Here is a 26,906-nt window from a genome sequence, read left to right on the forward strand (position 1 = left end):
CTGATCGGGTAGTCCGTGGGCCAACCAGTCGGCCAGCCGTCTAGCTGGCCAGATCGCCGGCCTGATCGGACGTCAGGTGGCCGGCGGTATACATCCAGCGGATGGTGTCAGTCAGCGTCTCTACGGTCGTCCGCGCGGGGAAACCGAAGGCCTCGGTCGCACTGGTCTGGTCCACGTTCCGAAGGCCGCCGGCCCTGGCGTTGCCTACCGTGATCCGAGCCGTTTCGCCGGTCAGGGGCATCTGATTGCCGGTGGTCCGGCTGACCAGATCACAGACGATTCCACCCAGAGTGATGGTCCACAGGGGGCTGCCCATGACCCGGACCTTCCGGCCCGTGAGTTTTGCGGCCATGCCCAACATGTCGACCATTGTGTTGATGTGTCCGGCCAGCAAGTGGCGGGCAGGTGCCTCACCACCGGTGAGCGAACCGACACAGACCGCTGCCACGTCACGGACGTCGACGAAGCCGAATCGGATGGTCCGGGGAATAGCCGTGGTTCGCATCCGAATCCAGTCGCGCATGGTGGCCATTGAGTCGCTCAACTCCGGGCTGGGATCCAGCGGTCCGAGGATGCCGCCCGGGCAGACGACGACCACTGGGTGGCCGGCATCCTGATGAGCCACGGCCACGGCGTCGGCGGCGATCTTGGAGGCGGTGTAGGCACCGGACTCGGGCCCTACCGGACTGTCGGGGTTGATGTCGATCAGGGACGCGGCATAGACGCCCATGGACGAGACGTGAACGATCCGCTGGAGGCCCCGGACGACAGCCTCGTCGAGGATGGCGGCTGTCGAGGCGGGGTTGACCGCCCGCATGACGCCGGCCTGACGGGGGTCAAGACTGAACACCGCTCCAGCATGAATCAGGCCGTCAACGTCGACCAGCGAGGCGCGTAGGCGATCGTGGTCGGTCAGGTCGGCCTCGAAGACCTCGGCGGCATCGTGGGCCAGGCCGTGAACGGCAAGTGCCGACCGGGCCTTGTCGGGATTACGGACGACCATCCGGACGTCATGCCCGGCGGCCAATGCCGCGGCCGTGCAGTGCGAACCGACCAGACCCGTCGCTCCCGTGACCGCCACCTTCATGGCATTCCCTCCGATCCACTCGCCGACACTGACCTGTCCCCGGTGACGATCCTAGGTTCGGCCGAACCGCCTGACGGTCTGCCAACATGTTGCGATGAACCGCCTACCGAGGCTTCCCCTCATTGCTGCCCTGAGCCTGCTGATCGCCGCGGCGGCCGGGGTGGTAGCAGTCAGTGCCGTGGTGTTCCTCCTGGTTCTGGCGGGCTTCACCGGAGCCATGGCGCTGTTGGCCGACCGCTACCAGAAGCGCTGACTGCTGGGACACGGAGGACGAATCGGCCCACCCTGCTACTGTCCTGCGGCCATCCAGACCTCGACGTCCGATGGGCGTCAAACCGATCGCAGGGAGCAGTCGATGCCGCACAGCGTCCGGGCCGTGGTGGCCCGATCCAAGGGACAACCGGTCACCATCGAAACCATCGAGGTGCCCGATCCGGGGCCCGGTGAAGTCCTCGTGGCCGTGAAGGCCTGTGGGGTCTGCCACACCGACCTCCACTATCGGGAGGGTGCCATTAACGACGAGTTCCCGTTCCTCCTCGGCCACGAGGCGGCGGGGATCGTCGAGGAGGTGGGCCTCGACGTGACCGAGGTGGCCGTTGGCGACTTCGTGGTACTGAACTGGCGAGCCGTCTGCGGTCAGTGTCGATCCTGTCGCCGGGGACGCCCCTGGTACTGCTTTTCCACCCACAACGCCTCGCAGAAGATGACGTTGGACGGCCAGGAACTCTCACCGGCTCTGGGCATCGGGGCGTTCGCTGAGAAAACACTGGTCGCTGCCGGTCAGGCCACCAAGGTCGACCCGGCGGCGCCCGCCGAGGTGGCGGGACTGATCGGCTGCGGGGTCATGGCGGGGCTCGGTGCTGCCATGAACACCGGCGACGTGGGTCGAGGCGATTCGGTCGCCGTCTTCGGCTGCGGCGGCGTCGGCGACGCGGCGATCGCCGGGGCCCGACTCGCCGGCGCACACACCATCGTGGCCGTCGACCTCGACGACCGGAAGCTCGAGATGGCGAAGGAGTTCGGCGCCACCCACACGGTCAACTCTTCCAACGAGGATCCGGTAGAGGCCATCCGGGCCGTCACCGGCGGCAACGGCGTTGACGTGGCCATCGACGCGGTCGGCCTCCCGATCACCTACCAGCAGGCGTTCAACGCCCGGGACCTGGCCGGCACCGTGGTCCTCGTCGGAGTGCCCAATCCGGAAGCCGCCTTGGAGTTACCGATGATCGATGTCTTCGGTCGAGGTGGGACGTTGAAGTCCTCGTGGTACGGCGACTGCCTGCCCAGCCGGGACTTCCCGATGCTCATCGACCTCTACCTGCAGGGGCGACTCGACCTGGACCGGTTCGTGTCCGAGACGATTGCCCTGGACGAGGTCGAGGAGGCCTTCCACAAAATGGAACGTGGTGAGGTGCTGCGTTCGGTCGTGGTGCTCTGAGACGACGATGGGTCTGCGTATTGATCACGTGGTGACCAGCGGGATCTTCTCACTGGATGGCGAAGACTTCGAGGTCGACAACAACATCTGGTTGATCGGTGACGACCATGAGGTGGTGGTTGTCGACGCCGCCCACGACCACCGACCCATTGCTGAAGCGGTCCGAGGTCGGAGGGTCCGGGGTGTGCTGTGCACCCACGGCCACAACGACCACATCAACGCGGCCGTGGAGTTAGCCGAAGCGACCGATGCCCCGATCTGGTTGCACCCCGACGACGGAATGCTGTGGGACGTCGTCCATCCCGACCGACGCATCGACGACCCGTTGAGAGATGGCCTGACCATTGGAGTGGGTGGCGATGAACTGACGATCCTGCACACGCCCGGTCACTCGCCGGGTGGCTGTTGCATCCATGTGCCCGCCCTCGGCGTGGTGTTCTCCGGAGACACGCTCTTCAATGGGGGCCCCGGAGCCACCGGCAGGTCGTTTTCGGACCAGGGCGTCCTCGTTGAGAGCATCCGTTCGAGGCTGTTCGTGCTGGACCGGGTGACCACCGTCCACACGGGGCACGGTGACTCGACGTCGATCGGGGCCGAAGTCGACCGGTTGGATGCTTCTGACGACTGACCTCAGGGGGTCGCGTCCGGTAAGGGCTAGTTGATGACGGGGACGTTTTCCATCGCCTCGGCAATGGCTGCTTCCGGGAACTCGTAGTCGACGAGTTCTCCAGCGAGGTACTTCTCGTACGCGGCCATGTCCATATGGCCGTGCCCACACAAGGCAGTGAGGATGACCTTCTCTTCGCCGGTTTCCTTGCAGCGAAGAGCTTCTCGGATAGCGGCGGCAATGGCATGGGTGGGCTCGGGCGCGGGAACGATGCCCTCGCTCCGGGCGAACTGCAGCGCTGCCGCGAAGCACTCTGTTTGGTGGATTGCCTCCGCCTCGACGAGGCCGAGGTCGTAGACGTGGGACACCAGGGGTGCCATGCCGTGGTATCGGAGCCCTCCCGCGTGGATCGGGTCCGGGATGAACGTGTGGCCGAGGGTGTGCATCTTGACCAGTGGGGTCAGCTGGCCGGTATCACCGAAGTCGTACCGGTACTCGCCGCGGCTGAGAGACGGGCATGCTGCCGGCTCCACGCATCGGATCACTGGGTCCATCCGGCCAGCGAGCTTCTCGCGGAGGAACGGAAATGAGAGGCCGCCGAAATTGGAGCCACCGCCGGTACACCCGACCAGGAGATCAGGGGTCTCGTCGACCTTGGCCAACTGCAGAAGCGCCTCTTCTCCAATGATGGTCTGGTGGAGCAGCACGTGGTTGAGGACGCTCCCAAGGGCGTAACGGGTCTCCTCGCTCTGTGCGGCCTGCTCGACGGCTTCGGAAATGGCGATACCGAGACTCCCCGGACTGTCGGGGTCGGTTGCCAGGATGGCGCGACCTGCCTCGGTCAGGTTCGAAGGACTGGCGTGGAGTGTCGCGCCCCACAGTTCCATCATCGTCTTGCGATACGGCTTCTGGTCGTAGGACGCCCGAACTTGCCAGACTTCACAGTCCAGCCCGAACTGGGCCGTAGCGAAGGCGAGAGCGGAGCCCCACTGGCCCGCTCCAGTCTCGGTCGTCAGTCGCTTTACGCCTTCCTGGGCGTTGTAGAACGCCTGGGGGACAGCGGTGTTGGGCTTGTGGGAGCCAGCGGGGCTGACGCCTTCGTACTTGAGGAAGATCTTTGCCGGGGTGTCCAGGGCCTTCTCGAGGCGGCGAGCCCGCAGGAGTGGACTCGGACGCCAGAGTCGGTAGACGTCAAGTACCTCGCCGGGAATGTCGATGTACGAGTCCGTGGAAACCTCCTGCATGATGAGGGCCATCGGGAAGAGCGGGGCCAGGTCATCGGGGCCAATCGGCTCGAGGGTGCCGGGGTGTAGCGGCGGCGGTGGCGGCGTCGGTAGGTCCGGAATGACGTTGTACCACTGTGTTGGCATCTCGGATTCTTCGAGCAGCACCTTGGAGTAGTCGTCGGACATGGCTGTTTCTCATCTCTGGATTGGAGGAAATGGATCTGCCGGGAGGCCAGCACAGGCCGACAATGGTTTCGTCGGAATGTTTTGTCAACCTGTGTCGTCACAGGTCTGGGAACCGACGAGACTGCCGGGATGACCAGGGGCGGGCCGGAGAGCGGACTGGAGATCGGCGCTGTCGAAGCCAGCCTCTCGCCCTGGCGGACGTATGCCCTGTTGGCCGGCTCGGTGGTGGCCGCGTCGATGAACTACTCGGTGACCTTCGTGTCGTTTGGCGAGATCGAGCGAACTTTCGATGCCGGTCCGGCGGCCACCTCGTGGGTCCTCAACGCTTTTGCCATCACCCTCTGTGCCCTCCTGATTCCGTGCGGCTGGCTTTCGGACCGGTTCGGGCGGCGCCGGATGTTCCTGTCGGGAGTGACCCTTCTGGCTGTGGGGTCAGTGTTGGTTGCCGTGTCGCCCACGCTTCCGTTCCTGGTGGCGGCCCGGGTGGTCCAGGCAGCAGGGTTGGCCCTTGAGGGTCCAGCGGCCATGGCCATCCTGTTGAACGCCTTCCCCGCGGACCGCCGAAGCACCGCGGTGGGAGCCTTCGGTGGACTCGGCGGGATCTCCCTCGTGCTTGGCCCGGTGGTTGGGGGCCTGGTCATCGGTGCCGTGGGGTGGCGCTGGACGTTCGGGTTCAACACGCCAATAGCCCTGGTCACCGTGCTTCTCGGACTCCGGTTCCTGCCCGTGGATCGACCGGCGACCACTGAGTCGAGCCGGCTCAGACCTGATCTATGGGGAGTCCTGCTGCTGGTGGCCGGGTTGGCCGCGTTGGCCACCGGGATCGTGCAGGCCGAGTCGTGGGGCTGGACTGGAGTGGGGACAGTGGTCGCCCTCGTGGCGGCGCCGGTGGCCATGGTGGGGGTGGTGGTGCGATCCTCGAAGCGGGACGACGCCATACTCGACATGTCGCTGTACCGGATCCGGTACTACCCGCGTGGTAACGCACTTGCTTTTCTCATCGCCGGGAACTTCGCCGGAACGTACCTGGCGTTCATCACCCTGCTGGTCGGGCCGTGGGGGATGGCACCGGCGGCCGCCGGAGCGACGCTGGCCATCGTGCCCCTAATCGGCGGGCCAATGAGCTTCCTGAGCGGACGCATGGCCGACCGGTTTGGTCACCGACGTCTCATCGTGCCCGGAGGCCTGTGCATGGTGGTCGGCGCCCTGTGGTTTCGATCCGGGGTTGGGGAGACCACCGACCTCTCGTTGTGGTTTCCGGCGGTAGGGCTTTACGCGCTGGGCATCGGGCTGGCCCATGCCAACAGTGCGTCGCTGGCTATGCGGTACGTACCGGTCAAGTCTCTGGGCCAGGCCGGGGCCACCAATCGGATCATGTCCGAATTTGGCAGCGTGGCCAGCGTGGCCGTCACCGTGGCCCTGCTGATCGGTACCGACGACCCCGTCCAGGGGGCCCGCCGGGTGATGCTGATGTTGGCCGTCGTCGGGGTGGCTGGTGTGCTTGTGGCCCTCGGCGTCGACACACGCCCAGACCGGGAGATCGCCACCTCAGGCATCAGCTGAACTTCAACCGGCCTGGTGTCTCGGCGATGAAGTTCAGGACGGTGCTGGCCCGTTCAGGATCAGGGCCACGGCCCACGTCTCGAAAGTCGCGGACGAGGATCATCCGATCCACGCCGAGATCCTCGTAACGGGAGACCAGGTCACGGTCGACGGGTTCGGACGGCGAGACCGATATGGCGACCTCGCCGAGGCCCTCTGGTCGATCGAACTCGCGCTGGAGGTTCTGGATGTTGGCCACGGCTTTGGCTGTGAAGTCCAGCGTGGTTAGGAAGCCGTACCAGCCGTGGGCCTTGTGCACCGCCCGGCGAAAGGTGGCCGGTGAGCCACCGCCCACGTGTATGGGTGGGCCGCCCGACTGGATGGGTCGGGGTGAGGCCTCCACGCCGGACCACGACGTGAATCGGCCATCGAACGTCGGGTCACCGCGCCACAGGGAAGCCATGGCATCTAGGTGGTCGTCGGTCCTAGCCCCCCGCTCGGTGAACGGCACGCCGATGGCCTCGAACTCCGCGGGCACGTAGCCCACGCCGAACCCGGCTTCCAGACGACCGCCGGAAAGCACGTCGACCGAGGCCAGTTCCTTGGCCAGGACCACCGGGTTTCGTTGGGGGAGGATCACGATGCCGGTGCCGAGACGGATAGTCGACGTGTGGGCGGCCAGGAAGGACAACGAGGCGATCTGGTCGACGAAGTGGGTTCCGGGAGCGACGGGAGACGGGGGCCGCTGGGGGTCAGCCACCACCACGTGCTCGCCGGTCCAGATGGATTCCCAGCCGGCGTCCTCGGCGGTTCGGGCCGCCGAGGCCATGGTTTCCGGGTCGGCCAGTACACCGCTGTTGACGCCGAAGAATCCGAACTTCACGAGGGTCCCCCTTCAGTGGGTCGACCGACGGTAGTGCGGAAGGCACGGACCAGGTCGGCGAGCATGTACTCAGCGGCCGAGCGGTCCCCGGGAAGGGGGAGGGCTATTCGGCAGTCGGTCACGCCGGCTTCAACCAATGGGGCGACGCTCTCCATCGTGCGGTCGAGGTCCACCACGCCATCGTCGCTGCGAACCACTGGGAGTGATCCCTGGACCTCGAAGGCAGATGCGTCCAGTCCGAGCTCCTCCTGAAGGTTCCGCATCCGCGCGATCCCGCCAATCACGTCGGCCCGGTCTGCGCCCCACGGAATCCATCCGTCACCAAAGGTGGCGAGGCGTCGTGCGGTCCGGCGGTTCACGGTTCCGCTGATCCAGATTGGCACGGCGTTTCCATGTACGGGCGACGGCATGGACTGGACGTTGCCGAAGCCCAGTTCGTTGCTGGCATAGGAGGCTGGCTCCCCGGCCCACAAAATTCTGCACACCTCCAGGCTGTGGTCCAGGAGACGGCCCCGGTCGGCAAAATCCAGACCAGCGGCCTCGTATTCGGCAGCCTGCCAGCCCACTCCGACGCCGAGGTCGAGGCGGCCGTTGGACAGCACATCAAGCGTGGCCGCGGTCTTTGCCAACACGACTGGGCGTCGTAACGCGGCCAGGAGGATTCCGGTCTGGAGACGGATTCGATCGGTTCGGGCTGCCAGCCACGTAAGAGTGGTGAGGGGCTCCAACCACGCTCCGCCCGGACCGGTCGGTTGGCGACCACCCACCGTCCCCCCCTTGGACGGATCGCCGTAGTCGTCGAGGTTGTCGCCGAACACCACGTGATCGGCCACCGCCAGTCGGTCCACGCCGGCCCGGTCTGCGGCCACCGCATGATCTGACAACCGCGCCCAGTCCCCAGGTGGTTCGTCGGCGAAGTTCACCACCTGGATCGAAAGTTGGGGGTGCGTCATGGCGGTCATCGTCGGAACCTCCGGAGGGCGGCGCGGCGCCGATCGCGGAGCACCACGGCACGTTGTTCGCGGCTGATGGGAGCCCAGCGGTCGTCGAAGTGCTCGGCGATCGAGGCGACGGGTATCAGGGTGCAGGTCGGAACGGGTTGGCGGTCGGCCTGATTCCATCGGTAGGTAATACAGCCCTGGGTGGATCCCGTGGTGTCCAGCCAATTGGCGATGCCAGGGTCCTGATGGGCGACGACGGCCCGAAACACCCCATCGGCGGACACCACGGCCTGGTGTCCGTTGAGGCTGGACTGGTGGTCCCACCAGTCCAGCGATTGGTACCAGACGTCACCCAACTGGATCCCCCAATAGACGCAGTCGGGAATCTCGACCTCCAGAAGGAGGGCCTCGTCGTCGGCGATCCGATACCAGGTCTGGCCGTAGCCCTGGTCGACACTTCCACCGAGGTTCGAGACCGAGCCCTGGGCGGCCTGGACGTGGTCGAAGGAGTTGACCTCGGCACGGGCCACGTGTGCGTAGCCGAAGTCGGCCCAGAAGGCCGTCATGTCGAGCACTTGGTCGGCCGCTGTGGCCAGATGTCGGATCATCGACTCGCCAGTCATGCGACTGGCGCCCGGTTCCGGGTTGACGCATTCCAGATGCAGATCGGCGGGGATCTCCGAAGCCCAGTCGGAGAAGAACTGGCGGATGATGAGAGTGCAGTGCTCCGGTGGAAGTTCGAACCAGCTGGCGTCAGCCACTCCATCGGGAGATGGACCGGCACCAAAGGCCACCTCGAATCGACCATCGGCATCGGTAGGCAGGTCGCTGCCATTGAGCGTCAGGAACTGTTCGATTCCCCGCTCGGCGAAGTTGGTGGTCATCGCTGTGATGCCGAGGTAGCAGACCGTCCCGATGGTCCCCGAGAGTCGATAGGTGCGGGCCAGGTCGATCTCAGCTGCCTGGTACAGGCCATCGGGATTGTCCTGCCCGTTCTTGAACGGATGGAACCACGCGAGTTGTGGATGCTCGAGGTCGCCGCCCTCCAGAACCCGGCTGGTATCGCTGGCAAGTCGACGAAGAAGTGCCCGAATGCCCTCGGCGCGATCCATGTCGTCCATCGGGCGATCGGACTCGAGGACTATTGCTGCGCCGTCCTTTAGGCGGTCACAGAAGTCGCACCAAGCGCTCCGTAAGTCGTTCTGATTCGTTGACTCCTGCATGGACCGACCCTAACGAGGAGCGTCTCTGGGAGCCGGGTCGGACCGTTGGGCCTCCAGTCAGCAGCCAGGGCACGTAGGCGGTTGAAGTCGGGCCGGGCCGCTACCGTTTGGCCATGGCACGGTTTCAGTTCCTAGAGCGGTGGCGGCGCCCCGTGGAGCCCGTTGATGACCGGGACCACATCGTGTTTGTCCTGTCCGGCGGGTCGGTTCGTGGCGCTGCTCAGGCGGGGATGATCCGGGTGCTTCTCGATCATGGGATCGTTCCCGACGAGGTGGTCGGGGTGTCAGCGGGGGCGCTCAACGGCACCTTTCTGGCGGCGAACCCGACTGTTGAACAGGCCCGGCTTCTTGAAGGTGTGTGGCGTGACGTGGCTGACCGGAAGCCCATCCGGGGCAGCTTCATCCGCAATGTGGCGGCCATCGTGCGCGGGCGACCGAGTTTCGACAACGGCGACCGGCTACGGGCCCTTATTGCCGATCACGCACCGATGGAGGATCTAGCCCAGGCTTCAGTGCCGTGCCATGTCGGTACCACGGATGCCTCGACCGGCCAGTTGAGCTGGTGGACGAGCGGGCCGTTGGTCGACCTGTTGTGCGCGACCACCGCGGTGCCCGGCGTGCTGCCTGCCGTGGATTTGGGCGACGGGACACTCCACATCGACGGTGGAGTGGTATCCAACATCCCGTTGCGTCGTGCGCTATCCCTCGCGCCGACGCGGCTCGTGGTGTTGGACGTAGCGGCCAAGTTCACGCCGGCCACCAAGCAGACGGCGTTGTCGTTGATGCTGGTGGGCTTCCGGGCGGCTGCCGCCGAGCTCACCCGACAGCAGTGGTTGGACGTGCCGGCCGATCTAGACGTCCTGCACATTGAGCTGCCGACCGTGGACGATGCTCCGGACTTCGAGTTCGAATTGGTGCCCGACCTGTTGGTGCAGGGCGCACAGGTTGCCGAGGAGGCGCTGGCCACAGTGGCCACGGCTGGCTGACCACAGAAGGGTCAACTGCGGCGGCGGCGTCGGCCGACACGTTCGGTCCGCTCGGCGGCTCCGACGGTGGCGGTGGGTGTTGGCGGAGCGATGTCGGGCACCGGAAGGGTTCCGTCGAGAACGCCGCGGATGAAGGCAATGTGTTCTGGGTCGGTGCCGCAGCAGCCTCCAATCACCGAGATTCCCGCCTCCCGCAGGCGATAGGCGTGGGCAGCCAGAACCTCGGGACCAGCGTCGTACTCGAGCTCGTTGCCCCTCCAAACCGGGATCCCGGCATTGGCCTTGGAGATCACCGGAATATCGCCACAGACCGAGCGAATGGCGACCACCGCTGCTTCGGTGTCGGCCAGATTGGCGCCGCAGTTAGCGCCGATGCCGGCCACGCCGAGTTCAGTCAGGCGGGTTCCGGCTTGTTCACCGGTGACACCCATCATGGTTCGGCCCGCCGTGTCGAAGCTGAGGGTGGCCACGATCGGAAGATCGGATGTCGAACGGGCGCCCCGAATCCCTGCCTCGATCTCCGGAAGGGCGCTCATGGTCTCGAGCCACAACACGTCGGCGCCACCGTCGGTCAGGCCGGCTGCCTGTTCGGCGAAAGCCTCGGCGACTTCATCCTCGGTGAGTTCACCTAGCGGCTCGATGAGTTCACCGGTGGGGCCCATGGAACCGGCGACGACAATGGGTCGCCCCGCCTCGTCGGCCACGGCACGTGCCGCAGCGGCTGCAGCGGCATTGAGTTCATGGCCCCGACCCTCGAGGGAGTGCAACTTCAGCCGGTGACGACCGCCTCCGAATGAGTTGGTGAGCACCATGTCGCAACCGGCATCGACGTATTCCCGGTGGATGGCCTGGATGCGATCAGGGTGATCGACGTTCCAGATCTCCGGCGGATCACCAGCCGTCAGCCCGGCGGCAAAGAGCTGGGTTCCCATGGCCCCATCGAGGACGAGATACCCGTTCGCTGCGATTAGTTCCCCGAAGTCGGCCACGTCGCTGACCGTACCGGCCTCCGTCTGGGCTGGATGCATGGGTTGGAGGAGAGGGGTGTCGAGACGGCCATTTGGATTACAAGCACCTGTCTTGAAATGGGCCGGCTCTTGCCGTGGAGGAGATCTGGTGCGAACATTGGAGGGACGGAGCGACTGGGTGCAGGTGTTCGACGGAAACTCGAACAGCACCGTAGGGAGTGGTTCCGTTCGGGACATCCCGGGATGCACCCGCCTCGAGTTGGAGGCGGGTGTTCCGCGTGGCAGGCCCGATTCGAGACCTTGCCCCTTGAGAGGACATACGCTGCCGCCGTGTCGTTGATTCCTCCGACGAGTGCAGATGCGTTGCAGGCCGAGTTAGCGACCCGCTCCGGGCGTATTCGGCCAGCGGCCTACGTGATGCGACCCGATGTGCTGGGTGCCGCACGTCTCAGCCGCTACAGCTTCAGCCGGACCATGCTCCGCCGGGCGGTGGCTGATGGTTGGACGGCAGGTCGGGTTCATCAGGACCTTGATGCTGAGGGTCGTGGGGAAACGATTTACTTCGTGGATGCCGGTACGAAGCGGTTCAGTTTCGTGGTGTTCACGACAACGATCGACGAGTCCGCCCACACCGATCGGGTGATTGCCGATCGGTGGGAGGTGGCTGGGGCCCTCGTGGAGGGGGACGTCGACGACGATCTGCTGGCCCGACTTCGCATCGAGGTTCCCGAACAGGAATCCGGTCGCATGGACCCGCGGGTCCTGAGTCTGACTAGGGGCAATCGCAGTGTCCGGTTCTTCGGCTACCTGGTCGACGAGCTGGCCGCCGGCCGTCAGCCCGACCCCGACCGGGTGGGTGATGCCGGCTACATCCTCCGAAGCACAGCGTTCTACGCCAACGGCAAATTCGGAATGCGCTCGTTCGCTGGCTACCCGGGCGACCACCCGTTCCGGGTCCCGTATCGGGCCCAGTTCGTGGCCGCCTGGATGTTTCGGGAACTCGGCTACGACATGGTGGAGCACTGCGCCCGCGCTAAGGGTGGTGACACAGCGGTCGGGTTCGATGGCCAATGGCGCCGCTACTTTGGGCTCGGAAATGCCACGGGTCTCGGTCTCGTGCCGTATGCCTTCAAGCACCCGCGGGTGCTCGATGCCTGGGTCGGGGTGCGGGAGATAGCGTTGGCTGACGTGCGTGAGCGGGTGGCCGCACCGACAGACGGGGCGGTGCTCCGGGGATGGATCGCCAAGGCCCGGGAACACTTCGCGTCGGGATCCAATGACGACTGCACGCCGTTCCTGAACTCGCAGGCTCTGGTCCCGCTTCTGGATGACGTCGCCGAGGCGTGGGGCCGTGTGGCCGCTGGAGCGGACCCCTATGACGCCCTCTACCGATGGGCTGAGGACCAGGGCCCGGAAATGTCGGAGATGGTGGTATCGCTTCTTTTGGAACTTCATGACGGTGACGACGACCTGTTCGACCTGCTCTTCCTCGTCGACGAGCACTCCTCGGCTGACCCGACGGCCACGGTGGCAGAGGTCCGGGCGAAGCTCGATGAACGGTTTGGATGGTTGGGTGAACTCAACCTCGACGAGTCGCCGGCTGACGCCTTCTGGTGGGTGGTCAGCGACAACACCGAGGAGCCTCGACGAGCCCGACGTGACCGACTGGCCCCTGAGGGGCGGGACGTAGCCGTCGACGTGGCGCTACGTCTCTGGAGGTTTGGGAAAACGTTGGAGGACCGACATGCCGACGAGCCGGTGGCCGTTGTTCTGGCCGACCACCCGGAACACCGGATGGCGTTGGAACGCCTGGTGGCGAGTGACCGACGTTACGGCGAGCCTCGGGACAACACGTGTGCGACCAGCTACCTGCCGTTGCAGATCCAACGCTTTCAGTTGGCGCAGTACGGGATGGACGAGTTCAAGCCGAAGGACACCGACTGGCTCCGAGTGACGCTGTTCCAGGGGGCGCCACGACTAGCCGAACTGGGACCCGACACGACCGACGACTGGGTGCTGCCAGCCCGGCCCACCTCACGAAAGGAATGACGATGATTATCGACGGACTGCAGATCAACGACTGGTCACGTGAGGTGATCGCCGAGGTGCGGTCCGGTGGGGTCGACGTGGTGCACGCCACGGTCGGCGTATGGGAGGACCTCGCCGGAGCCATGACCCGGATCGGTGCCTTTCGGCACCTCTGTCGGCACAACGCCGACATGATCCGAATCGTCCGAACCGTTGATGAGATCCATTTGGCGGCGGCCGACGACGTACTGGCGGTTGTCCTGGGCTTTCAGAACAGCTCCATGCTGGGTGATGACCCGGAGATGGCGGGGATCTTCGCCGACGTCGGTATCCGGGTCGTCCAAGTGACCTACAACATTGCCAACCATCTCGGGTCCAGCTGTTGGGAGCCTCGAGACGGCGGTCTGACCCGTGCCGGCTACAGAATGGTCGCGGCGCTCAACGAGGCCGGCGTGCTGGTTGACATCTCCCACGTCGGCAACGTCACAGGCCGCGACACCGTGGATGCCTCGTCCCAGCCCATCGCCATCACCCACGGCAACCCGGCTGCGTTCTGTGATTCGCCTCGCAACAAACCTGATGACCTGGTCGCAGCGGTGGCCGCACGGGGAGGCGTCATCGGTTGCACCCTCTATCCGCTCTTCATGGGCGGGGCCGACGTGACCCGAACGGAGTACTGCTCGATGGTTGCTTCGTTGGCAGAGTCGGTCGGCGTGGAGCATGTGGCCATTGGGTCCGATGCAGTCCTCGGTTGGAGCCCCGACTCGCTCGGCTGGATGCGAAACGGGCGTTGGGACCGGGCGACCGCCCCGTCCCAGGCGCCGTCGTTTCCTCCGTGGCCGACATGGTTCGACGGTCCGAAGGACTTCGGGAGTCTGTCCGACGGTCTCGATGAGGCCGGCTTCACGCCCGATGAGCGCGATCTGGTCCTGGGCGGGAACTGGTTGCGTCTGTTCGGCGAGGTATTCCCCTCGTGACCGACGGTCGCCCCCAGGTGCTGGTCGCTCCCCGGGAGATCCACGACCTGGTGTTCCGTTGTGCCCGGGTGGCAGGCCTGGATGCCGGGGCCGCGGATCGGTCTGGTCGAAACGTCACCGCGGCTGAGGTGCACCTGGGTGGAGCGGTGGAAACCTTCTCCTCGGTTCTCGGCGATCCGCAACGGCTGGCTGCCGAGTTCGGTGCCGGGCCAGATGTCCTGGCGGAGGCTGAGGTCGAGGCGAGGGCGACAGGTTCCGCGGTGGCGAGGTTCGGCGTACCGACGCCGTTGGCTGCATTGGCCTCCGCGATCGCAGATATTGGTGGCCGTGGACTCGGCGTGGACGGTGTGAAGGTCGGGGCCACAGCGGCTACGACGGTCGATGAACTGGAGGTCACTGGGCCGCCGCCACCTTCTGACGGCACAGCGGCCGCCCGGGCGGCCCGCGACGGTCTAGCCGTGGACCGGGTCGCCTTCGATGCGTTAATCGCGGCAGCTAGACCGTTCCTGGTGGCCGAGTCGATCCTGGACGAGATCGAGGACTGACGGGTCGGGTCAGTCACCGGCGAGCTCGAGGGCCCGCGCCCAGACAGGCCCTTCGACCGTCACGGGATCGGAGGGCACCCGACCGGCGCCGGGAAGACGTGCACCGGGCTGGGACGCGATGCTCTCGCCCAGCGCTTTCAGACGGTCGTGGAACCCCCGGCCGCTGTACGAGGTCGGATCGATCACGATGTAGAACTGGCCCAGGTCGTGGGGTTGGCCATCGGTGGTCTTGAGCGGGGGCACGTCGGCGCTCAGACGGCAGCCGGTCATTGCCCCGGCCAGCAGTTCGACCATGAGGCTGATGCCGTAGCCCTTGTAGCCGCCGGCCGAGACCAGCGACCCGGCGAGCGCGGCCTCCGGGTCGCTAGTTGGGATTCCCTCGGCGTCCACCGCCCAGCCCAGCGGAATCTCCTCACCGGCCGCCGCTGCCATGGTGATCTTGCCGAGGGCCACCGCACTGGTGGAGAAGTCAAACTGTAAGGCGATGCCGCCGCCACCGTCGGGAACGGCCATGGCAATGGGATTGGTACCCAGGACCGGTACCGACCCGCCGGGCGGCGAAACTCGGGGGGAGGCGTTGGTGGCTCCGATAGCCAGCAGGCCCTCCCGTGCGAACTGCTCGGTGAAGTACCCGAGCGACGTACAGGTGTGGGTGTGTTCCACGGACATGCCGCAGATCCCGTTGGCTCTGGCGGCGTCTACGGCGGTTGGGAATCCGGCTGCGAACGCTGCTTGGGCAAAACCGAGCCGTCCGTCCACGCGGACGGCACCGGGCCGATCGTTGGTCACCACCGGTTCAGCGACACCGTCAATTCGCCCCGACTCGAGCTGCAGGCAGTAGCTCTCCAGGTAGTAAAGGCCGCAGATCCGGTTGCCGTTGCCTTCGGCCACACGGACGGCCCGTGCGACGAGAGCAGATACGTCGTGTCCGGCTCCGTGGCGTATCAGGCTCCGCCGGGTGGTTTCCTCGACTTCATCCAGAGTGACTTCGAGAGTGGCAGGCGTGGTGTCAGACATCCCCGAACCGTAGGTGACCGGGGGTCCGCTGCTCCTACAATCCGCGTATGGGTTCGGGGGTGCGACTTTCCGGCGATCTGGCCGAGGTGCTGAGCCGCTGTACCGGAACGTCGGCGACCGGCCATTCTCTGCCGGCCGCTTGCTACGTGGATCCAGATGTTGCCGCCCTTGAGGCAGAAGTGATCTTCCGACAGGGCTGGGTGGGGGTCGGTCGGAGCGACCGGTGGCCCAGCACCGGTGACTATGCGGCAATCGACCTTGGTGGAGTCCCGGTGGTGGTGGTCCGAGATGACGAAGGGGTCCTCAGGGCCTACGCAAACACGTGCCGCCACCGATCGACTCAGGTGATGGACGGGGAGGGGCACTGCACCCGGATGCGTTGCCCGTTCCATTTTTGGACCTACGGGCTCGACGGTCGCCTCCTCGGCGCACCGAGTATGCAAAAGGCCGAAGACTTCGACCGGGACGAACACGGACTTCACGAGTTTGCGGTGACCGAGCGTCACGGGTTCGCCTTCGTGAGTCTCGAGGCGTCACCGCCATCGATCGACTACTGGTTGGGCGACTTCGGCGTAATTCACGCCCGTTGGGATCTGGCTTCCCTGGTGACGACCCGTCGACGCGAGTTCACTGTGGACTGCAACTGGAAGGAATTCGCCGAGGTCTTCAACGAGTACTACCACCTGCCGTACGTGCATCCGGGCAGCATCAACGACACCTACGACGACCCTGACGAGCCCGAGGATGTGGTCGGGGCGTGGTCCACGCACTCTGGCACCACGCAGGGCACCGGTGGTCTCCTGGAGACGGATCAGGCCAAGGCCCTGCCGAGGATCGGTGCACTGACCGACCGTGAGGCTGACGGCGTCCGGTACTCGTGGTTGCATCCGACGCTGGTTATCGCCACGGGAGCCGAGGGGATGTGGATGTACGAGGTGTACCCGGACGGCCCGAACCGGTGCCGATGCGCACAGGTCGTGTGCTTTCCGCCGGAGACGGTCGCTCTGGATCGGTTTGAGGCGGTAGCGGAGGCCTACTACGAACGCTTTGACGTGGCGATCGCAGAGGACATACCGATGCTCGAGCGGCAACATCGGGGAATGCAGTCGCCCTTCGCTGGGCAGGGACGATTTTCGTATCTGGAGCCCAATGTGGCCCGCTTCGCCGGTTGGTATGCCGATCGGTTGTTGTCCGTGGGCTGAAGGCCCAACGGTGGACCGTCGCCTGACAATCAGTTGTTCTGCTGGCGACCTAGCCGCATTTCACTTATGCAGCCCTGTGCCTGCTGACTTTCGCTTGGGTTGACATCAGAGGAGCGGAGGGTGGATCGCAGATCTAGGGCACCAGTTTCGTCCTGAACCGGGTCATCGAGGTCCATGCCCTTCGTGCGAAGGCAGGCCACCACGTCAAGGATGGCCTCATTGTCGGCCCGAATCTGATCCGGAGTGCGGTTGGCCCGGGATTCAGCGAACCCGCTGCGGAGGTCGGCGATACCCGACTCGGCTGAGCAGCGGCTCAGCGCCTCTTGATATCCGGGGTCCTCGATGAGCACTGCGTCGCCCTCGTCTCCGGCAAAGCCACGGAATTCGTAGCCGGATTCGTCCAGACAGGAGTTGAACCGCGCCTGGGTTGATTCCATTACCTCTCGCCGGTCGGTCTCGGATTCGGCGAGTGGGATCGTCTCCTTGGGCGTCTCGGATCCAGTTCCCGCCGAACCACAGGCCCCGACCACCAGGCCAAGGAGTAGAAGCCCGACAGGCCGCCCTATGGATCGCTTGGCAGGTATGCCGACGGATCGGTGGCTCGATAGAGGAGTCGACCGGTAGGAGCGTCGCATGGCAGGAGTCTTCACTCGATCCCGTTGACGGCAGGTGTTGGCCAGATGAGGGTCCGGTGAGGGATCAGGCGGCGCTGCGACGCTGACCGCCGCTGGAGTTTCCGCGTCGACGCTGGCCGGGCTTACCGCCGTTGCGAGTCGGTCCACCGGAACGCTGACTGCCGGGCTTGTGGCCCTCCGACTGGCCATGGCTGCGGTTCTGGCCGCCGTGTTTGTGGCCGCCCTGCTTGCCGGAACCTGCCTTGGGTCCGCCGTTTCGTTGGCCAGGCTTGCCGTTTCGCTTCGGTCCATTCTGGCGGTTGCCGCCGCCGGCACGGTTTCCGTTTTCGGTCCGGTCGTCGTTGCGGTTGCGGTTCCCGTTGCGGTTGCCGTTGCCGGAGCCGTGTCTGGGCCCACCACGGTGCTTGCCGTTCGAGCGGTTTCGGCGGGGTTGGTAGTCAGGCGATCGGTCGTCGCCACGGTTGGCACGTCGCTCTTCGCGCTCGGCGGGGGCGAGCTCTCGAACGGCCGGCGGAGTCAGATCTCGGACGGTGGCCAGGTCGGGGCTCGTTACCGGCTCGTCGAGGCCGACGTCGCGCTGGAGGCGACGGGTATCCCTTTTTTGGTCGGGCTGGACGAGAGAGATCACCACGCCGTCCTGACCAGCACGGGCAGTTCGACCGGAACGGTGTACGTAGGCCTTGTGATCCTCGGGCGGGTCGTAGTGGACGACCGAAGCCACGCCATCGACGTGGATGCCTCGGGCCGCCACGTCGGTGGCCACCAGCGCGTGCACGCGACCGCCGGTGAAGTCGGCGAGTGCTCGGGTGCGTTGGCTCTGGCTGCGTCCACCGTGGATGGCGGCGGCTTTGATCTCGGAACGGGCCAACTGCTTGGCGAGGCGGTCGGCGCCGTGCCGGGTCCGGCAGAAGATGATGGCCGGCCAGGCGGCAGTCACGGCTTCGGCGGTCAGGTCCACTCGGGCGGTCTTGTCGACCGTCCAGAAGAGATGGGTCGCCGCAGTGATGTCGGGCGTTTGGTCGCCGACCTCGTGACGCACCGGATTGTTCTGGTAGTCGCGGGTCAACTTGGCAATGTCACCGTCCAGCGTCGCCGAAAACAACACGGTCTGGCGGTCGTGGGACGTCTGGTTGAGCAGGCGTCGGACGGCGGGCATGAAGCCCATGTCGGCCATCCGGTCGGCCTCGTCGAGGACGACCCGATCGACGTCGCCGAGATTCACGGCGCCCTGGTCGATGAGGTCTTCGAGGCGACCCGGGCAGGCGACGAGGATGTCGACGCCGTCACGTAGGGCCTTGAGCTGGGGGCCGTAGCCGACGCCTCCGTAGACGACGCCGACCCGGACCTTGCCAGCGAAGGTACGCAGGTCAGTGCGGATTTGCTCGGCGAGCTCCCGGGTGGGGGCGAGCACGAGTGCTCGGGGGCGACGGGGCTCGGCCCGGCCCACGGACGCTACGAGGGGAATCCCGAAGGCGAGGGTCTTGCCGGAGCCGGTAGGGGCTCGGCCGCAGACGTCGTGGCCGGCGAGGGCGTCGGCGATGGTGACCGCCTGGATGGCGAACGGCGAGGTGATTCCTTGTGCGCTGAGCGCATCGCAGATCGCAGAGGGCACGCCGAGATCGGCGAAGGTTGGGGATGACATGTGTTCTCCGGCCCGCGGTTCTTGGGGCCTGCCTCAGAAAGGCTTCTGATGGGATCGCCCGGCACTGATCGGCGGAGCGGGTGGTTCACCTCGACCGGGGAACCATCTCCCGTCAGCGAACCCACCGAGGTTTATCCATCGGCGTACCAACAGACTACTGGGCCAGCGGCCAGTTCCCCGGGCGGGTGACTAGAGGCACCCTTGCCGTTTCCAGTTGGTCGTAGGTGCTGGGTTCGGTCATCTAGAGTCCGGCGACCGCTGGAGTCCCAGTAGATCCCTCCTCAGGAGCAGTAGGCCGATGGCGCCCACACTGAATCGGTTCCAGGGTTCGGTCGCCGTACTGCTCTGTGGAGTGGCATTCAGCTTCGGGCCGCTCACCCTTCGGGCTCTCCATGAGGCCGACGAGTGGCAGTACCTCACCTACCGGAGCTTCTTCGCAGCAGCGGTGTCTCTCGTGATCATCGTGGCGGCAGGTCGTAGCCCGGTCCGTGCGGTCATGGACGCCGGCGTTCGACAGGTGCTCGCCGGGTTCCTGTTTGCCGCGATGTTCACTCTCTTCGTTGTGGCGCTCAGCCGGGTCTCAGCGGCTTTCGTGTTGCTGATGCAGTCGACGAGCCCGTTCTACGCGGCGATCCTCGGCCGGGTGTTCCTCGGTGAGCCGGTCAGCCGGGACACGTTGTGGGCCATAGCGGTTGCTGGAATCGGTGTCGTAGTGATGGTGGGCGGAAACGTAGGTGTAGGCGACCCGGTGGGGATCCTCCTTTCGGTTCTTCTGCCTGTGGCTCTCGGCGGTTACGCGGTTCTGATCCGGAGTGCCCCGGCGCGTGACCCCGGGGTGCCGACCCTCATCGGTGGCACGACAGCTGCTGTGGTGGCCGGGCTGGTGGCGGCCTCGGGCCCCGGTGTGGGTGTTCCGGCATTCGACCTCTGGATGGCCTTCATTGCCGGGGGCCTGATGATCGGGGTCTTCACCCCGATCTGGAACTACGTCCACCGGTTCGTGCCGCCTGCCGACGTCAGTCTGCTCCTCATCTCCGAGGTCGTGATGGCCCCGTTGTGGGTCTGGATCTGGCAAGAGGAAGAGCCGACGGCTGAGACATTGGTAGGTGGGGCAATTGCCTTGGGGGCCGTCCTGTGGTTGACCATCCGGGCGGCACGGTCTGGTCGGCATGAGTTGCCGGATCGCATGGGCCGGGTGCGGGGACTGCATGTCGGCGCCGTGCCGGGATTTCGGCGCTACCGGGAGCTCGACGACGAGAGCGTCTGATCCGGGCCCGGACGCGAAAGAACCCGCCCCGTGGGACGGGCTCTCTGCCACCTCACCCCGAAGGGGAAGCGTGCAGCGGGTTGGGCTGTGGCCTCAGGCTAACGCCAGGGCCCAGCGCACCAGTTCGGACTCAGACCTTGCGGACGTTCAGAGCCTCGGGGCCCTTGCGGCCGGGGCCGACCTCGAATTCGACGGCCTGACCCTCGTCGAGGCTGCGGTAGCCCTCGCCCTCGATGTTGGAGTAGTGAACGAAGACATCTTCTTCACCGGACACGGAGAGGAACCCGTAGCCCTTTTCTGCATTGAAAAACTTCACGGTGCCGTTCGGCATATTCAGGTATCGCTTTCTTTTGAACAAGACCGGGTCGGTTGTCGAACCGGCAGGGGTAAGCGTACGAGTTCCGATATCTAACCGGGCGTTTACTGACCACAGGAAATTTGGTTGAGTTTTCCGTGTCTTGCCTAGGCCTCGCCGACGCCCCGCTGCCCCACGAAGTAGCCGACGCCGTAGTCCTCGGTCGAGAAGGTGATTGTGCTGCCTGGAGGGAAGTAGAAGAGGTCGCCCTTGGTGGCCGTCACCGACTGGCCGGTGTCGTCGGCAATGGTGATCTCACCATCGACGATCAACTTCATCTCGTGGTACGTGTACGTGTAGGTCATCGACTGGCCTGCCTCAAGGCGATAGCACCCGGCGGTGATCGGCTTGTCGGGGTCCTCGGAGACGGCGAAGTCGTCGAGGAATGCGTTGGCGTCGAACTCGTCCATCGCCGGGAGTTCGCGTCCCTTGATGGATCCCTTGAACTGCATCGCTGCCATGGATCGTTGCTCGTTTCATTTGATGGGGTAAGACGAACGGAGATTCTGTCACGTATCGGGGGACGGTCTGCCAGACGAGTTGCTCAACCCCAGGCCGATACTGCGTGGTCCACCAAGGGGAAGATGAAGGCCTCATCGGTCGACAGGAGGGCGGTCCATTCGGTGGCGTCGAGGGGCTCGAGTCGTTCTGCGGCAGCGATCGCCAGTCGGGCGGTGGTCTTGTCGCTGGGCGTGCAGAAGGCGTCGACGCTCGGCGTCGAGAGCGCGAAGCGGACCCCGTCCTCAATCCCCTTGGGGGTTCGTTGCGGTTCGTACCAGGTGCGTAAATCCGGCGTTCGGTCTCCCCAAGGTCGCCAGGCCACGGCTTTGATGGCCATGACGCCCACGTCCCGGTTGATGCACTCAGCCAGCAGCGCCTCGACGTCGGCCCGGTAGTCGGCGTCGGCCATGACCCGCGGGTAGACGGGGAACATCACCGTGTCGAGGTCGTAGCGGCGGACCGCCTCGAGGTGAGCCCGCGGGGCGCTGAGGTCGTGACCGGTGACGCCGACGAAACGGGTCAGGCCCTGATCTCGTGCTTCGAGAATGACCTCGAACGCCTCGGCCCGCTGGTCGAGGACCTCCAGGGAGGTCACGCCGTGGGCCTGGTAGAGGTCGAGATAGTCGACCTGCAGTCGGTCGAGGGTGCGTCGCAGACGGGTGCGGGCCCAGTCGCGCTCGGTCTCGGCTGTCTTGCCGGCCACGAACAGGCGGTCCCGAAGCGCTGGGATATGAGGGCCGACAGCCCGTTCAGCGAGCCCGTATCCGGGGGCGATGTCGAGGTGGTTGATCCCGGCGTCGATCGCCTCGTGGAGGAACACGGCAGACTCATCGGAAGTGTCGGCGGCGAAGGCCGCACCGCCCAGGATGGCGATGCTGCTTTGATGGTCGGTCCGACCGAGGCGACGGGTCTGCATTCGACCGACCGTAGCAACGACGATTAGGTCGGCTGGCCGGTCGCTGGGTTACCTTCGTAGCCGTGACTCTTCGACTACGGCAGGTAGCTCTGGTGGCCCACGACCTCGATCTCGTGGAGCGTGATCTGATCGCCCATCTGGGCCTGGAACCGTGCGTCCATGATCTCGGGGTATCGCAGTTCGGCCTCCGAAACGTGCTGTTCCCGGTGGGGGAGTGCCTCCTGGAGGTCGTCTCCCCGACGGCGACCGGAACGACCGCCGGTCGACAGTTGGAACGCCGTGATGGGGATGGTGGCTACATGGTCCTCATCCAGACCGATGACCTGGCCGGAGATCGCCGTCGACTCGCCGATCTCGGTATTCGTATCGTCCTGGACGCGAAGATGCCGGGCATCGAAGGAGTGCATATCCATCCCAAAGACGTCGGTGGTGCCATCCTCTCGATCGACGAGACCGAGGACTGGGCAGACTGGCCGTGGGCCGGACCGGCTTGGAGCGACCACGTACGGACTGGCGTGGTCTCGGATCTCGTCGCCGTCGAGGTCCAGGCTGACGACCCGGCGGCCATGGCTGAACGTTGGGCAGACGCCTTGGGGGTGTCTCGCTCGGGCAACGCAGTGTCGCTTGACGAGGGCGAGATCCGTTTCGTGGAGCCGGCCGATGGTCGTGGAGAGGGCGTCTCCGGTCTCGAGTTTCGTTCCAAGCGGTCGGCCGATCTGATAGTCGGCGGAGTCCGGATGGCGCTTCGGCCTGCCTGAATCCTGTTGGGTGCCCACTCGCAGGCCCCGGGCTGGAAGAATCAGTCCGTGCCGACGTACACGACCGAGTTGCCAATTCGTGACGAATTGGATGCTGCGCATGGGGAGGCCATGGACGAATGGTCCAGTGCGGGAACGTGGTGGACCGGAGCGCAACGACTCGCCATGGTTGCCGAAGTACGCCGGGCCCGAGACGCCGACACTCTCGCCCCGTGGGAGTCGCCGTCAGCGGTCGATGGGCTGATTCCGGATGGCCATCCGCTGCCCGACGCTGTGGTCGACCTGGTGTGGCGGCTCACCAACCACCCAGGAACCCTGACCCCCGAGTGGCATGCCTCAATCCTCGGCCGAGGTGTGGAGGCACTGGCCTACGTCGAGGTGGTGTCGATCGTGGCCCAGGTGAACTGCGTCGACCGGTTTGCCGACGCTCTGGAACTGGATCGTGTACCGGTACCGGAGGCGCAGCCCGGAGAACCCGACGGGCAGGTGCCCGCCGACGCCGAGGTACGCCTGCACTGGGTGCCGACAGTCGACATAGGAGGACCGAACGTCTGGCTGGCGCTCAGCGGCGTACCTTCGGAACTGGAGGCCAGGTCACGGCTCTCGACGCCTCACTACCTGGAGGGTCGGGCGGTATTCGGCGATGTGGTCTCGGATCGGTTCTCGCTGCAGCGGGTCCAGATGGAATTGGTCGCCGCCCGCACGTCGAAACTGAACGAATGCTTCTACTGAACGACCAGTCACGCGTTGTTGCTCGGTCTGAGCGGCCTCCACCAGGACAATGAGGTGACCCTTGAAGCCATCGGCGGCTCGGGGAACGGTGATGGTGGAGTTCGACACGGCGATCTGCTCGTCCGATTGACCGAAGCCATGTGGGAAGGAGAGCCGGGGCCCCTGGCAGCGGTACGCGAGGAACTCTTGGCGGTCGCCGGAGCCGACGTTCTGGTCGATGCCGTGGCGGTGAGCGCCAACTTCCACATGATGACTCGGGTCGCTGACGGCACAGGTACGCCGTTGGACCCCGACACCGATGCTGCCTCTGTGGATTTCCGCAACGAGATCGAGGTGAACGACCTCGTGTCACGACGCCATGTCCTGGCGTCGTGATCGGTTGAGGTGCCGTAGGTCAGGCGTCTAGTGCCTGTCGGATCCGGGCGATGTGGTTGGGTCCGATCTCACAACATCCGCCAACCACATCTACGCCCATCTCCACCCACGAGAGCACCATCGCGGTGTAAGGATCGGCACCCATGTCGGTCCGGGCGGAGGGAAGGGGGCTTCCATCACGGCCCCGCCAGCCCAGCGGCATGTCGCAAAACGCGTTGGCGTAGACACCCAACGGCCGATCGGTGGCGTCACGAAGTACCGGAAGGGCCTCGGTTATCTGTTCAGGTGGACAACAGTTCAGAAGGTAGAGGTCAGCCTGGATCTCGCTACAGGCCCGGTCGAAGGATGTGCCATCCAGCAGGTGGGGGCCGGTCCCGCCTTGAAGGGTGAACGAGGTCCACACCTCTTTCCCACTGATTCGTGCGGCATCGGTGGCGGCTCGAGCCTCGTGGAGGGCACCCATGGTCTCACAGAGGAAGATGTCGACGTGTTCGTTGAGCTGGTCGACCATGACGGTGTACTCACCCAGTAGTTCCTCGTAGGTGGCCTCCGGTGTGGGGTTGTAGCTGTGGCGGAGTGGCGGCAGTGAACCGGCGACTCGGACGGAACGTTCCGATGTATCGGCGGCTTCCCGGGCAAGGCGGCCGGCGGCCCGGCACAGCTCATCAGACCGTCCACCCAGACCATGAGGCTCCAGCCTGTTGGCGAACGTCGAGTAACTGTTGGTAGTCAGTACGTCACAGCCCGCAGCTACATAATCGGCGTGTACGCCTCGAACAAGATCCGGATCCTCGATCATTGCCCAGGCTGACCAGAACTCGGCTGAGCGGGGTGACCCACGCCGAATCAACTCCTGGCCCATACCCCCGTCCAGCAGCGTCGTCATCGGGTCCTCCGGGAGGCGGTGTGTCTGATCGAGAAACACTAGGTGCCTGTGGACAAGGGGCCTATTGTCCAGCGATGTTCAGCCCGGTGATGTCGAGCATGGAGAGGGTCTTCTGATGGGCGCTCTGCTCGGTGCTCTCAGCGCCATGTCGGTCGGGTGCTCTGAGATGTTCGGTCGGAAGGGCTCGCTCGCTGCCGGGGTGCTAGCCGTTGGTGTGGTCTCTCAGGGTGTTGCGGCGGTGACAGCACTGGTGTTCGCGCTGGCCCTCTCCGGCGAGTTCCTGTGGCCCGACCTCGCCCGCGGCGCACTGTCGGGGGTGGGGTTCGGCGTGGGGATGGTCACCTACCTCGGGGGCGTGATTCGTAGCTCCTCTACGGTGGTCTCCCCGTTGGTGGCCACCATGACCGTGGTGCTGCCGTTCAGCGTCGCGGTATCCGGCGGCGAGGAGGCGTCGATTCTGGCCTTCACCGGCGTCGGGGTGGCAATACTCGGTCTGGTGTTCATCACCGTGGGCGGCCGTGCAACGGTAGGGGTTCGACAGGGGTTTCTGTGGGGAATGACGTCGGGCCTCGGCTACGGGCTTGGACTCTCAGTGCTGATCGACACGTCATCAGCCAGTGGCCCGTGGCCGGCCGCCGCCCAGCGACTGGTGGCCTGCATCCTTACAGTCCTGCTGGCCGTCGCACTCCGCCAATCGGTGCTGCCGTCGAAAGGGGTCCGGTGGCCTCCGCTGGCCTCAGGAACGTTCGGAGGCATTGCTTCTGCGTTGTACGTCCTAGGTGTCCAGGCTGACGCCCTTCCCGCCGCGGTGACCGGTGCGATGTTCCCGGCGGTGAGCGTGGCCGTTGGCCGTGTGGTGTTTGGTGATGTCGTCAAACCCCCACAACTGCTGGGCCTGGGTCTGGTCTTGGCCGGGGTGTCAGGTGTAGTAGCCGGATGATTCAGCGGACTGCGCGAGGCTGTGCAGCATGAGTGACTTTGAGACTGACGGGCACACTGGCGGCTCAGAAACCGGCGGAGCGCCGGTCCTGTACGAAGAACGAGATGACCTGGCGATCATCACGTTGAACCGCCCGGATAAGAAAAACGCGTTGACCGATGCGGTGATCGAGGGCATCGCCGACGGGATTGATGCGGCGACGAAATCCCCTGACGTGGTAGCCGTGGTGCTTCGGGGCTCGGGCGGCACTCTGACCGCTGGCTACGACCTGACGGCCGGGACGGGAGTGGGTACGTCGTCGGGAGACGAGGAGGGATGGTCCACGCCCTACGGGGCGAAGGGCCCCGAACCACGGCAAGGCGCCTGGGATCCGGTCCGCGACTACCAGTTCATGAATAACAACGTCCGGCGGTTCATGAAGGTATGGGAGTGCCCGAAGCCTGTAATCGGAGAGATCCGGGGTTGGGCGATCGGTGGCGCCACTGACCTCATCCTGTGCGCCGACTTGTTGTACATGGCATCCGACGCCCACATCGGGTACGCCCCCAGCCGGATTTTCGGCACTCCGACCACCATGCTCTGGGTGTACCGACTTGGCCTCGAACATGCCAAGCAGTTCCTTCTGACCGGTCGGGCCATCGACGCCGAGACGGCCCATCGAATTGGTCTGGTGTCTCAGGTCTATGGGCCCGACGAACTCTCGGCGGAGGCTGAGGCCGAGGCCCGGCGATTCCGTCACATTCCGGCCAATCAGTTGGCGCTGAACAAACTGCTCGTCAATCAGGCCTACGAGAACATGGGGCTTCGAACCTCCCAGATGCTGGGCACGTTCTTCGACGGGGTGACCCGTCACACCGAGGAGGCCTACCGGTGGGCCGAATCATTCGACGACAAGGGCTTTCGCGAGGTCATCAGGGAACGCGACGCACCGTGGAAGGACTACGGCGAGAGCCCCCAATGAGCGGAGTCAGATGGATCCGAAATGGGCCGCCAACACGGCCGGGTGCAACGATTCCCTAGGCTGAAGTCACTGGCGGATGGCT

The 26,906-nt window shown here is 65.3% G+C and carries 28 protein-coding genes; 15 read left to right on the forward strand and 13 right to left on the reverse strand.

The annotated features are described in order from the left end of the window. Positions 1 to 40: 40 nt before the first annotated feature. Positions 41 to 1,087, reverse strand: coding sequence for an NAD-dependent epimerase/dehydratase family protein (locus QF777_04640; protein ID MDP6910835.1), 1,047 nt, complete (start codon positions 1,085 to 1,087; stop codon positions 41 to 43). A gap of 94 nt (positions 1,088 to 1,181) precedes the next feature. Here QF777_04640 and QF777_04645 point away from each other — a divergent pair, with 94 nt between their 5' ends. The 3 genes from QF777_04645 (at position 1,182) to QF777_04655 (ending at position 3,153) form a co-directional block, all read left to right on the forward strand. After that, a complete protein-coding gene (locus QF777_04645; protein MDP6910836.1) occupies positions 1,182 to 1,340 on the forward strand; it encodes a hypothetical protein in 159 nt (52 codons plus the stop codon). A gap of 102 nt (positions 1,341 to 1,442) precedes the next feature. After that, positions 1,443 to 2,525 (forward strand): S-(hydroxymethyl)mycothiol dehydrogenase, encoded by a 1,083-nt coding sequence (locus tag QF777_04650; GenBank protein MDP6910837.1) that lies wholly within the window; start codon positions 1,443 to 1,445, stop codon positions 2,523 to 2,525. A 7-nt stretch (positions 2,526 to 2,532) separates the two neighbouring features. After that, positions 2,533 to 3,153 (forward strand): MBL fold metallo-hydrolase, encoded by a 621-nt coding sequence (locus tag QF777_04655; GenBank protein MDP6910838.1) that lies wholly within the window; start codon positions 2,533 to 2,535, stop codon positions 3,151 to 3,153. 26 nt (positions 3,154 to 3,179) lie between these two features. On the opposite strand, the gene QF777_04660 is transcribed toward QF777_04655, so the two are convergent. Next, positions 3,180 to 4,544 carry a TrpB-like pyridoxal phosphate-dependent enzyme gene (locus QF777_04660; protein ID MDP6910839.1) on the reverse strand — a complete coding sequence of 455 codons (1,365 nt, stop codon included), beginning with the start codon at positions 4,542 to 4,544 and terminating at the stop codon, positions 3,180 to 3,182. 129 nt (positions 4,545 to 4,673) lie between these two features. Between QF777_04660 and QF777_04665 the strand changes: the two genes are divergently transcribed. Further along, positions 4,674 to 6,107: an MFS transporter gene (locus QF777_04665; GenBank protein ID MDP6910840.1), complete on the forward strand. Its 1,434-nt coding sequence runs from the start codon at positions 4,674 to 4,676 to the stop codon at positions 6,105 to 6,107. Here QF777_04665 and QF777_04670 read toward each other — a convergent pair. The 3 genes from QF777_04670 to QF777_04680 are packed head-to-tail and all read right to left on the reverse strand — an operon-like array spanning position 6,100 to position 9,133. Next, complete coding sequence (locus QF777_04670) at positions 6,100 to 6,969, reverse strand: LLM class F420-dependent oxidoreductase (GenBank protein MDP6910841.1); 870 nt, start codon at positions 6,967 to 6,969, stop codon at positions 6,100 to 6,102. The two genes, QF777_04665 and QF777_04670, sit on opposite strands and share 8 nt — an antisense overlap. Next, on the reverse strand, positions 6,966 to 7,931 hold the full coding sequence (locus QF777_04675) for a TIGR03619 family F420-dependent LLM class oxidoreductase (GenBank protein ID MDP6910842.1): 966 nt from the start codon (positions 7,929 to 7,931) through the stop codon (positions 6,966 to 6,968). Before QF777_04675 ends, QF777_04670 begins: the two co-directional genes overlap by 4 nt. After that, positions 7,928 to 9,133 (reverse strand): hypothetical protein, encoded by a 1,206-nt coding sequence (locus QF777_04680; protein MDP6910843.1) that lies wholly within the window; start codon positions 9,131 to 9,133, stop codon positions 7,928 to 7,930. The genes QF777_04675 and QF777_04680 overlap by 4 nt, the downstream gene beginning before the upstream one ends. Before the next feature lie 113 nt (positions 9,134 to 9,246). On the opposite strand from QF777_04680, the gene QF777_04685 reads away from it, so the two are divergent. Beyond that, positions 9,247 to 10,119 carry a patatin-like phospholipase family protein gene (locus tag QF777_04685; protein MDP6910844.1) on the forward strand — a complete coding sequence of 291 codons (873 nt, stop codon included), beginning with the start codon at positions 9,247 to 9,249 and terminating at the stop codon, positions 10,117 to 10,119. Positions 10,120 to 10,130: 11 nt separating this feature from the next. On the opposite strand, the gene bmt is transcribed toward QF777_04685, so the two are convergent. Further along, positions 10,131 to 11,147 (reverse strand): betaine--homocysteine S-methyltransferase, encoded by a 1,017-nt coding sequence (gene bmt / locus QF777_04690; protein ID MDP6910845.1) that lies wholly within the window; start codon positions 11,145 to 11,147, stop codon positions 10,131 to 10,133. 270 nt (positions 11,148 to 11,417) lie between these two features. Between bmt and QF777_04695 the strand changes: the two genes are divergently transcribed. The 3 genes from QF777_04695 to QF777_04705 are packed head-to-tail and all read left to right on the forward strand — an operon-like array spanning position 11,418 to position 14,637. Then, the gene (locus QF777_04695) at positions 11,418 to 13,136 is read left to right on the forward strand and encodes a hypothetical protein (GenBank protein ID MDP6910846.1); all 1,719 of its coding nucleotides are present in this window, start codon (positions 11,418 to 11,420) and stop codon (positions 13,134 to 13,136) included. Between the two features lie 2 nt (positions 13,137 to 13,138). Next, positions 13,139 to 14,092, forward strand: coding sequence for a membrane dipeptidase (locus QF777_04700; protein ID MDP6910847.1), 954 nt, complete (start codon positions 13,139 to 13,141; stop codon positions 14,090 to 14,092). Then, positions 14,089 to 14,637: a hypothetical protein gene (locus tag QF777_04705; protein ID MDP6910848.1), complete on the forward strand. Its 549-nt coding sequence runs from the start codon at positions 14,089 to 14,091 to the stop codon at positions 14,635 to 14,637. Before QF777_04700 ends, QF777_04705 begins: the two co-directional genes overlap by 4 nt. Positions 14,638 to 14,646: 9 nt before the next feature. On the opposite strand, the gene QF777_04710 is transcribed toward QF777_04705, so the two are convergent. Beyond that, positions 14,647 to 15,654 (reverse strand): Ldh family oxidoreductase, encoded by a 1,008-nt coding sequence (locus QF777_04710; protein ID MDP6910849.1) that lies wholly within the window; start codon positions 15,652 to 15,654, stop codon positions 14,647 to 14,649. A 47-nt stretch (positions 15,655 to 15,701) separates the two neighbouring features. Between QF777_04710 and QF777_04715 the strand changes: the two genes are divergently transcribed. Next, positions 15,702 to 16,856 (forward strand): aromatic ring-hydroxylating dioxygenase subunit alpha, encoded by a 1,155-nt coding sequence (locus QF777_04715; protein ID MDP6910850.1) that lies wholly within the window; start codon positions 15,702 to 15,704, stop codon positions 16,854 to 16,856. A gap of 29 nt (positions 16,857 to 16,885) precedes the next feature. Here QF777_04715 and QF777_04720 read toward each other — a convergent pair whose 3' ends face one another. Further along, positions 16,886 to 17,491, reverse strand: coding sequence for a hypothetical protein (locus QF777_04720; protein ID MDP6910851.1), 606 nt, complete (start codon positions 17,489 to 17,491; stop codon positions 16,886 to 16,888). Positions 17,492 to 17,555: 64 nt separating this feature from the next. Then, positions 17,556 to 19,133: a DEAD/DEAH box helicase gene (locus tag QF777_04725; GenBank protein MDP6910852.1), complete on the reverse strand. Its 1,578-nt coding sequence runs from the start codon at positions 19,131 to 19,133 to the stop codon at positions 17,556 to 17,558. A 298-nt stretch (positions 19,134 to 19,431) separates the two neighbouring features. Between QF777_04725 and QF777_04730 the strand changes: the two genes are divergently transcribed. After that, on the forward strand, positions 19,432 to 20,400 hold the full coding sequence (locus QF777_04730) for a DMT family transporter (protein ID MDP6910853.1): 969 nt from the start codon (positions 19,432 to 19,434) through the stop codon (positions 20,398 to 20,400). A gap of 130 nt (positions 20,401 to 20,530) precedes the next feature. Here the strand turns inward: QF777_04730 and QF777_04735 are convergent, their stop codons facing one another. The 3 genes from QF777_04735 to QF777_04745 form a co-directional block, all read right to left on the reverse strand. After that, positions 20,531 to 20,731: a cold shock domain-containing protein gene (locus QF777_04735; GenBank protein MDP6910854.1), complete on the reverse strand. Its 201-nt coding sequence runs from the start codon at positions 20,729 to 20,731 to the stop codon at positions 20,531 to 20,533. Positions 20,732 to 20,862: 131 nt separating this feature from the next. Then, positions 20,863 to 21,216 carry a cupin domain-containing protein gene (locus QF777_04740; protein ID MDP6910855.1) on the reverse strand — a complete coding sequence of 118 codons (354 nt, stop codon included), beginning with the start codon at positions 21,214 to 21,216 and terminating at the stop codon, positions 20,863 to 20,865. An 83-nt stretch (positions 21,217 to 21,299) separates the two neighbouring features. Continuing rightward, on the reverse strand, positions 21,300 to 22,172 hold the full coding sequence (locus QF777_04745) for an aldo/keto reductase (GenBank protein ID MDP6910856.1): 873 nt from the start codon (positions 22,170 to 22,172) through the stop codon (positions 21,300 to 21,302). Between the two features lie 62 nt (positions 22,173 to 22,234). Between QF777_04745 and QF777_04750 the strand changes: the two genes are divergently transcribed. The 3 genes from QF777_04750 to QF777_04760 are packed head-to-tail and all read left to right on the forward strand — an operon-like array spanning position 22,235 to position 24,037. Further along, positions 22,235 to 22,930, forward strand: coding sequence for a VOC family protein (locus tag QF777_04750; protein MDP6910857.1), 696 nt, complete (start codon positions 22,235 to 22,237; stop codon positions 22,928 to 22,930). Positions 22,931 to 22,978: 48 nt separating this feature from the next. Continuing rightward, the gene (locus QF777_04755) at positions 22,979 to 23,662 is read left to right on the forward strand and encodes an alkylhydroperoxidase-related (seleno)protein (GenBank protein ID MDP6910858.1); all 684 of its coding nucleotides are present in this window, start codon (positions 22,979 to 22,981) and stop codon (positions 23,660 to 23,662) included. 54 nt (positions 23,663 to 23,716) lie between these two features. Beyond that, complete coding sequence (locus QF777_04760; protein ID MDP6910859.1) at positions 23,717 to 24,037, forward strand: hypothetical protein; 321 nt, start codon at positions 23,717 to 23,719, stop codon at positions 24,035 to 24,037. A gap of 19 nt (positions 24,038 to 24,056) precedes the next feature. Here QF777_04760 and QF777_04765 read toward each other — a convergent pair whose 3' ends face one another. Then, the gene (locus QF777_04765; GenBank protein MDP6910860.1) at positions 24,057 to 24,923 is read right to left on the reverse strand and encodes a homocysteine S-methyltransferase family protein; all 867 of its coding nucleotides are present in this window, start codon (positions 24,921 to 24,923) and stop codon (positions 24,057 to 24,059) included. A 115-nt stretch (positions 24,924 to 25,038) separates the two neighbouring features. On the opposite strand from QF777_04765, the gene QF777_04770 reads away from it, so the two are divergent. Both QF777_04770 and QF777_04775 read left to right on the forward strand, forming a co-directional pair. Next, positions 25,039 to 25,863 (forward strand): hypothetical protein, encoded by an 825-nt coding sequence (locus tag QF777_04770; GenBank protein MDP6910861.1) that lies wholly within the window; start codon positions 25,039 to 25,041, stop codon positions 25,861 to 25,863. Positions 25,864 to 25,891: 28 nt separating this feature from the next. Further along, positions 25,892 to 26,824 (forward strand): crotonase/enoyl-CoA hydratase family protein, encoded by a 933-nt coding sequence (locus tag QF777_04775; GenBank protein MDP6910862.1) that lies wholly within the window; start codon positions 25,892 to 25,894, stop codon positions 26,822 to 26,824. Positions 26,825 to 26,906 lie beyond the last annotated feature (82 nt).

The sequence above is a fragment of the Acidimicrobiales bacterium genome (assembly GCA_030747595.1).
Classification (GTDB): Bacteria; Actinomycetota; Acidimicrobiia; order Acidimicrobiales; family MedAcidi-G1; genus UBA9410.

Coding starts and splice junctions, on each gene's coding strand:
- QF777_04700 (MDP6910847.1), top strand. CDS start 13,139: ATGATTATCGACGGACTGCAGATCAACGACTGGTCACGTGAGGTGATC.
- QF777_04680 (MDP6910843.1), bottom strand. CDS start 9,133: ATGCAGGAGTCAACGAATCAGAACGACTTACGGAGCGCTTGGTGCGAC.
- QF777_04665 (MDP6910840.1), top strand. CDS start 4,674: ATGACCAGGGGCGGGCCGGAGAGCGGACTGGAGATCGGCGCTGTCGAA.
- QF777_04715 (MDP6910850.1), top strand. CDS start 15,702: ATGGGTTCGGGGGTGCGACTTTCCGGCGATCTGGCCGAGGTGCTGAGC.
- QF777_04725 (MDP6910852.1), bottom strand. CDS start 19,133: ATGTCATCCCCAACCTTCGCCGATCTCGGCGTGCCCTCTGCGATCTGC.
- QF777_04710 (MDP6910849.1), bottom strand. CDS start 15,654: ATGTCTGACACCACGCCTGCCACTCTCGAAGTCACTCTGGATGAAGTC.
- QF777_04660 (MDP6910839.1), bottom strand. CDS start 4,544: ATGTCCGACGACTACTCCAAGGTGCTGCTCGAAGAATCCGAGATGCCA.
- bmt (MDP6910845.1), bottom strand. CDS start 11,147: ATGCATCCAGCCCAGACGGAGGCCGGTACGGTCAGCGACGTGGCCGAC.
- QF777_04770 (MDP6910861.1), top strand. CDS start 25,039: ATGGGCGCTCTGCTCGGTGCTCTCAGCGCCATGTCGGTCGGGTGCTCT.
- QF777_04675 (MDP6910842.1), bottom strand. CDS start 7,931: ATGACCGCCATGACGCACCCCCAACTTTCGATCCAGGTGGTGAACTTC.
- QF777_04765 (MDP6910860.1), bottom strand. CDS start 24,923: ATGACGACGCTGCTGGACGGGGGTATGGGCCAGGAGTTGATTCGGCGT.
- QF777_04735 (MDP6910854.1), bottom strand. CDS start 20,731: ATGCCGAACGGCACCGTGAAGTTTTTCAATGCAGAAAAGGGCTACGGG.
- QF777_04650 (MDP6910837.1), top strand. CDS start 1,443: ATGCCGCACAGCGTCCGGGCCGTGGTGGCCCGATCCAAGGGACAACCG.
- QF777_04745 (MDP6910856.1), bottom strand. CDS start 22,172: ATGCAGACCCGTCGCCTCGGTCGGACCGACCATCAAAGCAGCATCGCC.
- QF777_04685 (MDP6910844.1), top strand. CDS start 9,247: ATGGCACGGTTTCAGTTCCTAGAGCGGTGGCGGCGCCCCGTGGAGCCC.
- QF777_04720 (MDP6910851.1), bottom strand. CDS start 17,491: ATGCGACGCTCCTACCGGTCGACTCCTCTATCGAGCCACCGATCCGTC.
- QF777_04640 (MDP6910835.1), bottom strand. CDS start 1,087: ATGAAGGTGGCGGTCACGGGAGCGACGGGTCTGGTCGGTTCGCACTGC.
- QF777_04775 (MDP6910862.1), top strand. CDS start 25,892: ATGAGTGACTTTGAGACTGACGGGCACACTGGCGGCTCAGAAACCGGC.
- QF777_04655 (MDP6910838.1), top strand. CDS start 2,533: ATGGGTCTGCGTATTGATCACGTGGTGACCAGCGGGATCTTCTCACTG.
- QF777_04645 (MDP6910836.1), top strand. CDS start 1,182: ATGAACCGCCTACCGAGGCTTCCCCTCATTGCTGCCCTGAGCCTGCTG.
- QF777_04730 (MDP6910853.1), top strand. CDS start 19,432: ATGGCGCCCACACTGAATCGGTTCCAGGGTTCGGTCGCCGTACTGCTC.
- QF777_04740 (MDP6910855.1), bottom strand. CDS start 21,216: ATGGCAGCGATGCAGTTCAAGGGATCCATCAAGGGACGCGAACTCCCG.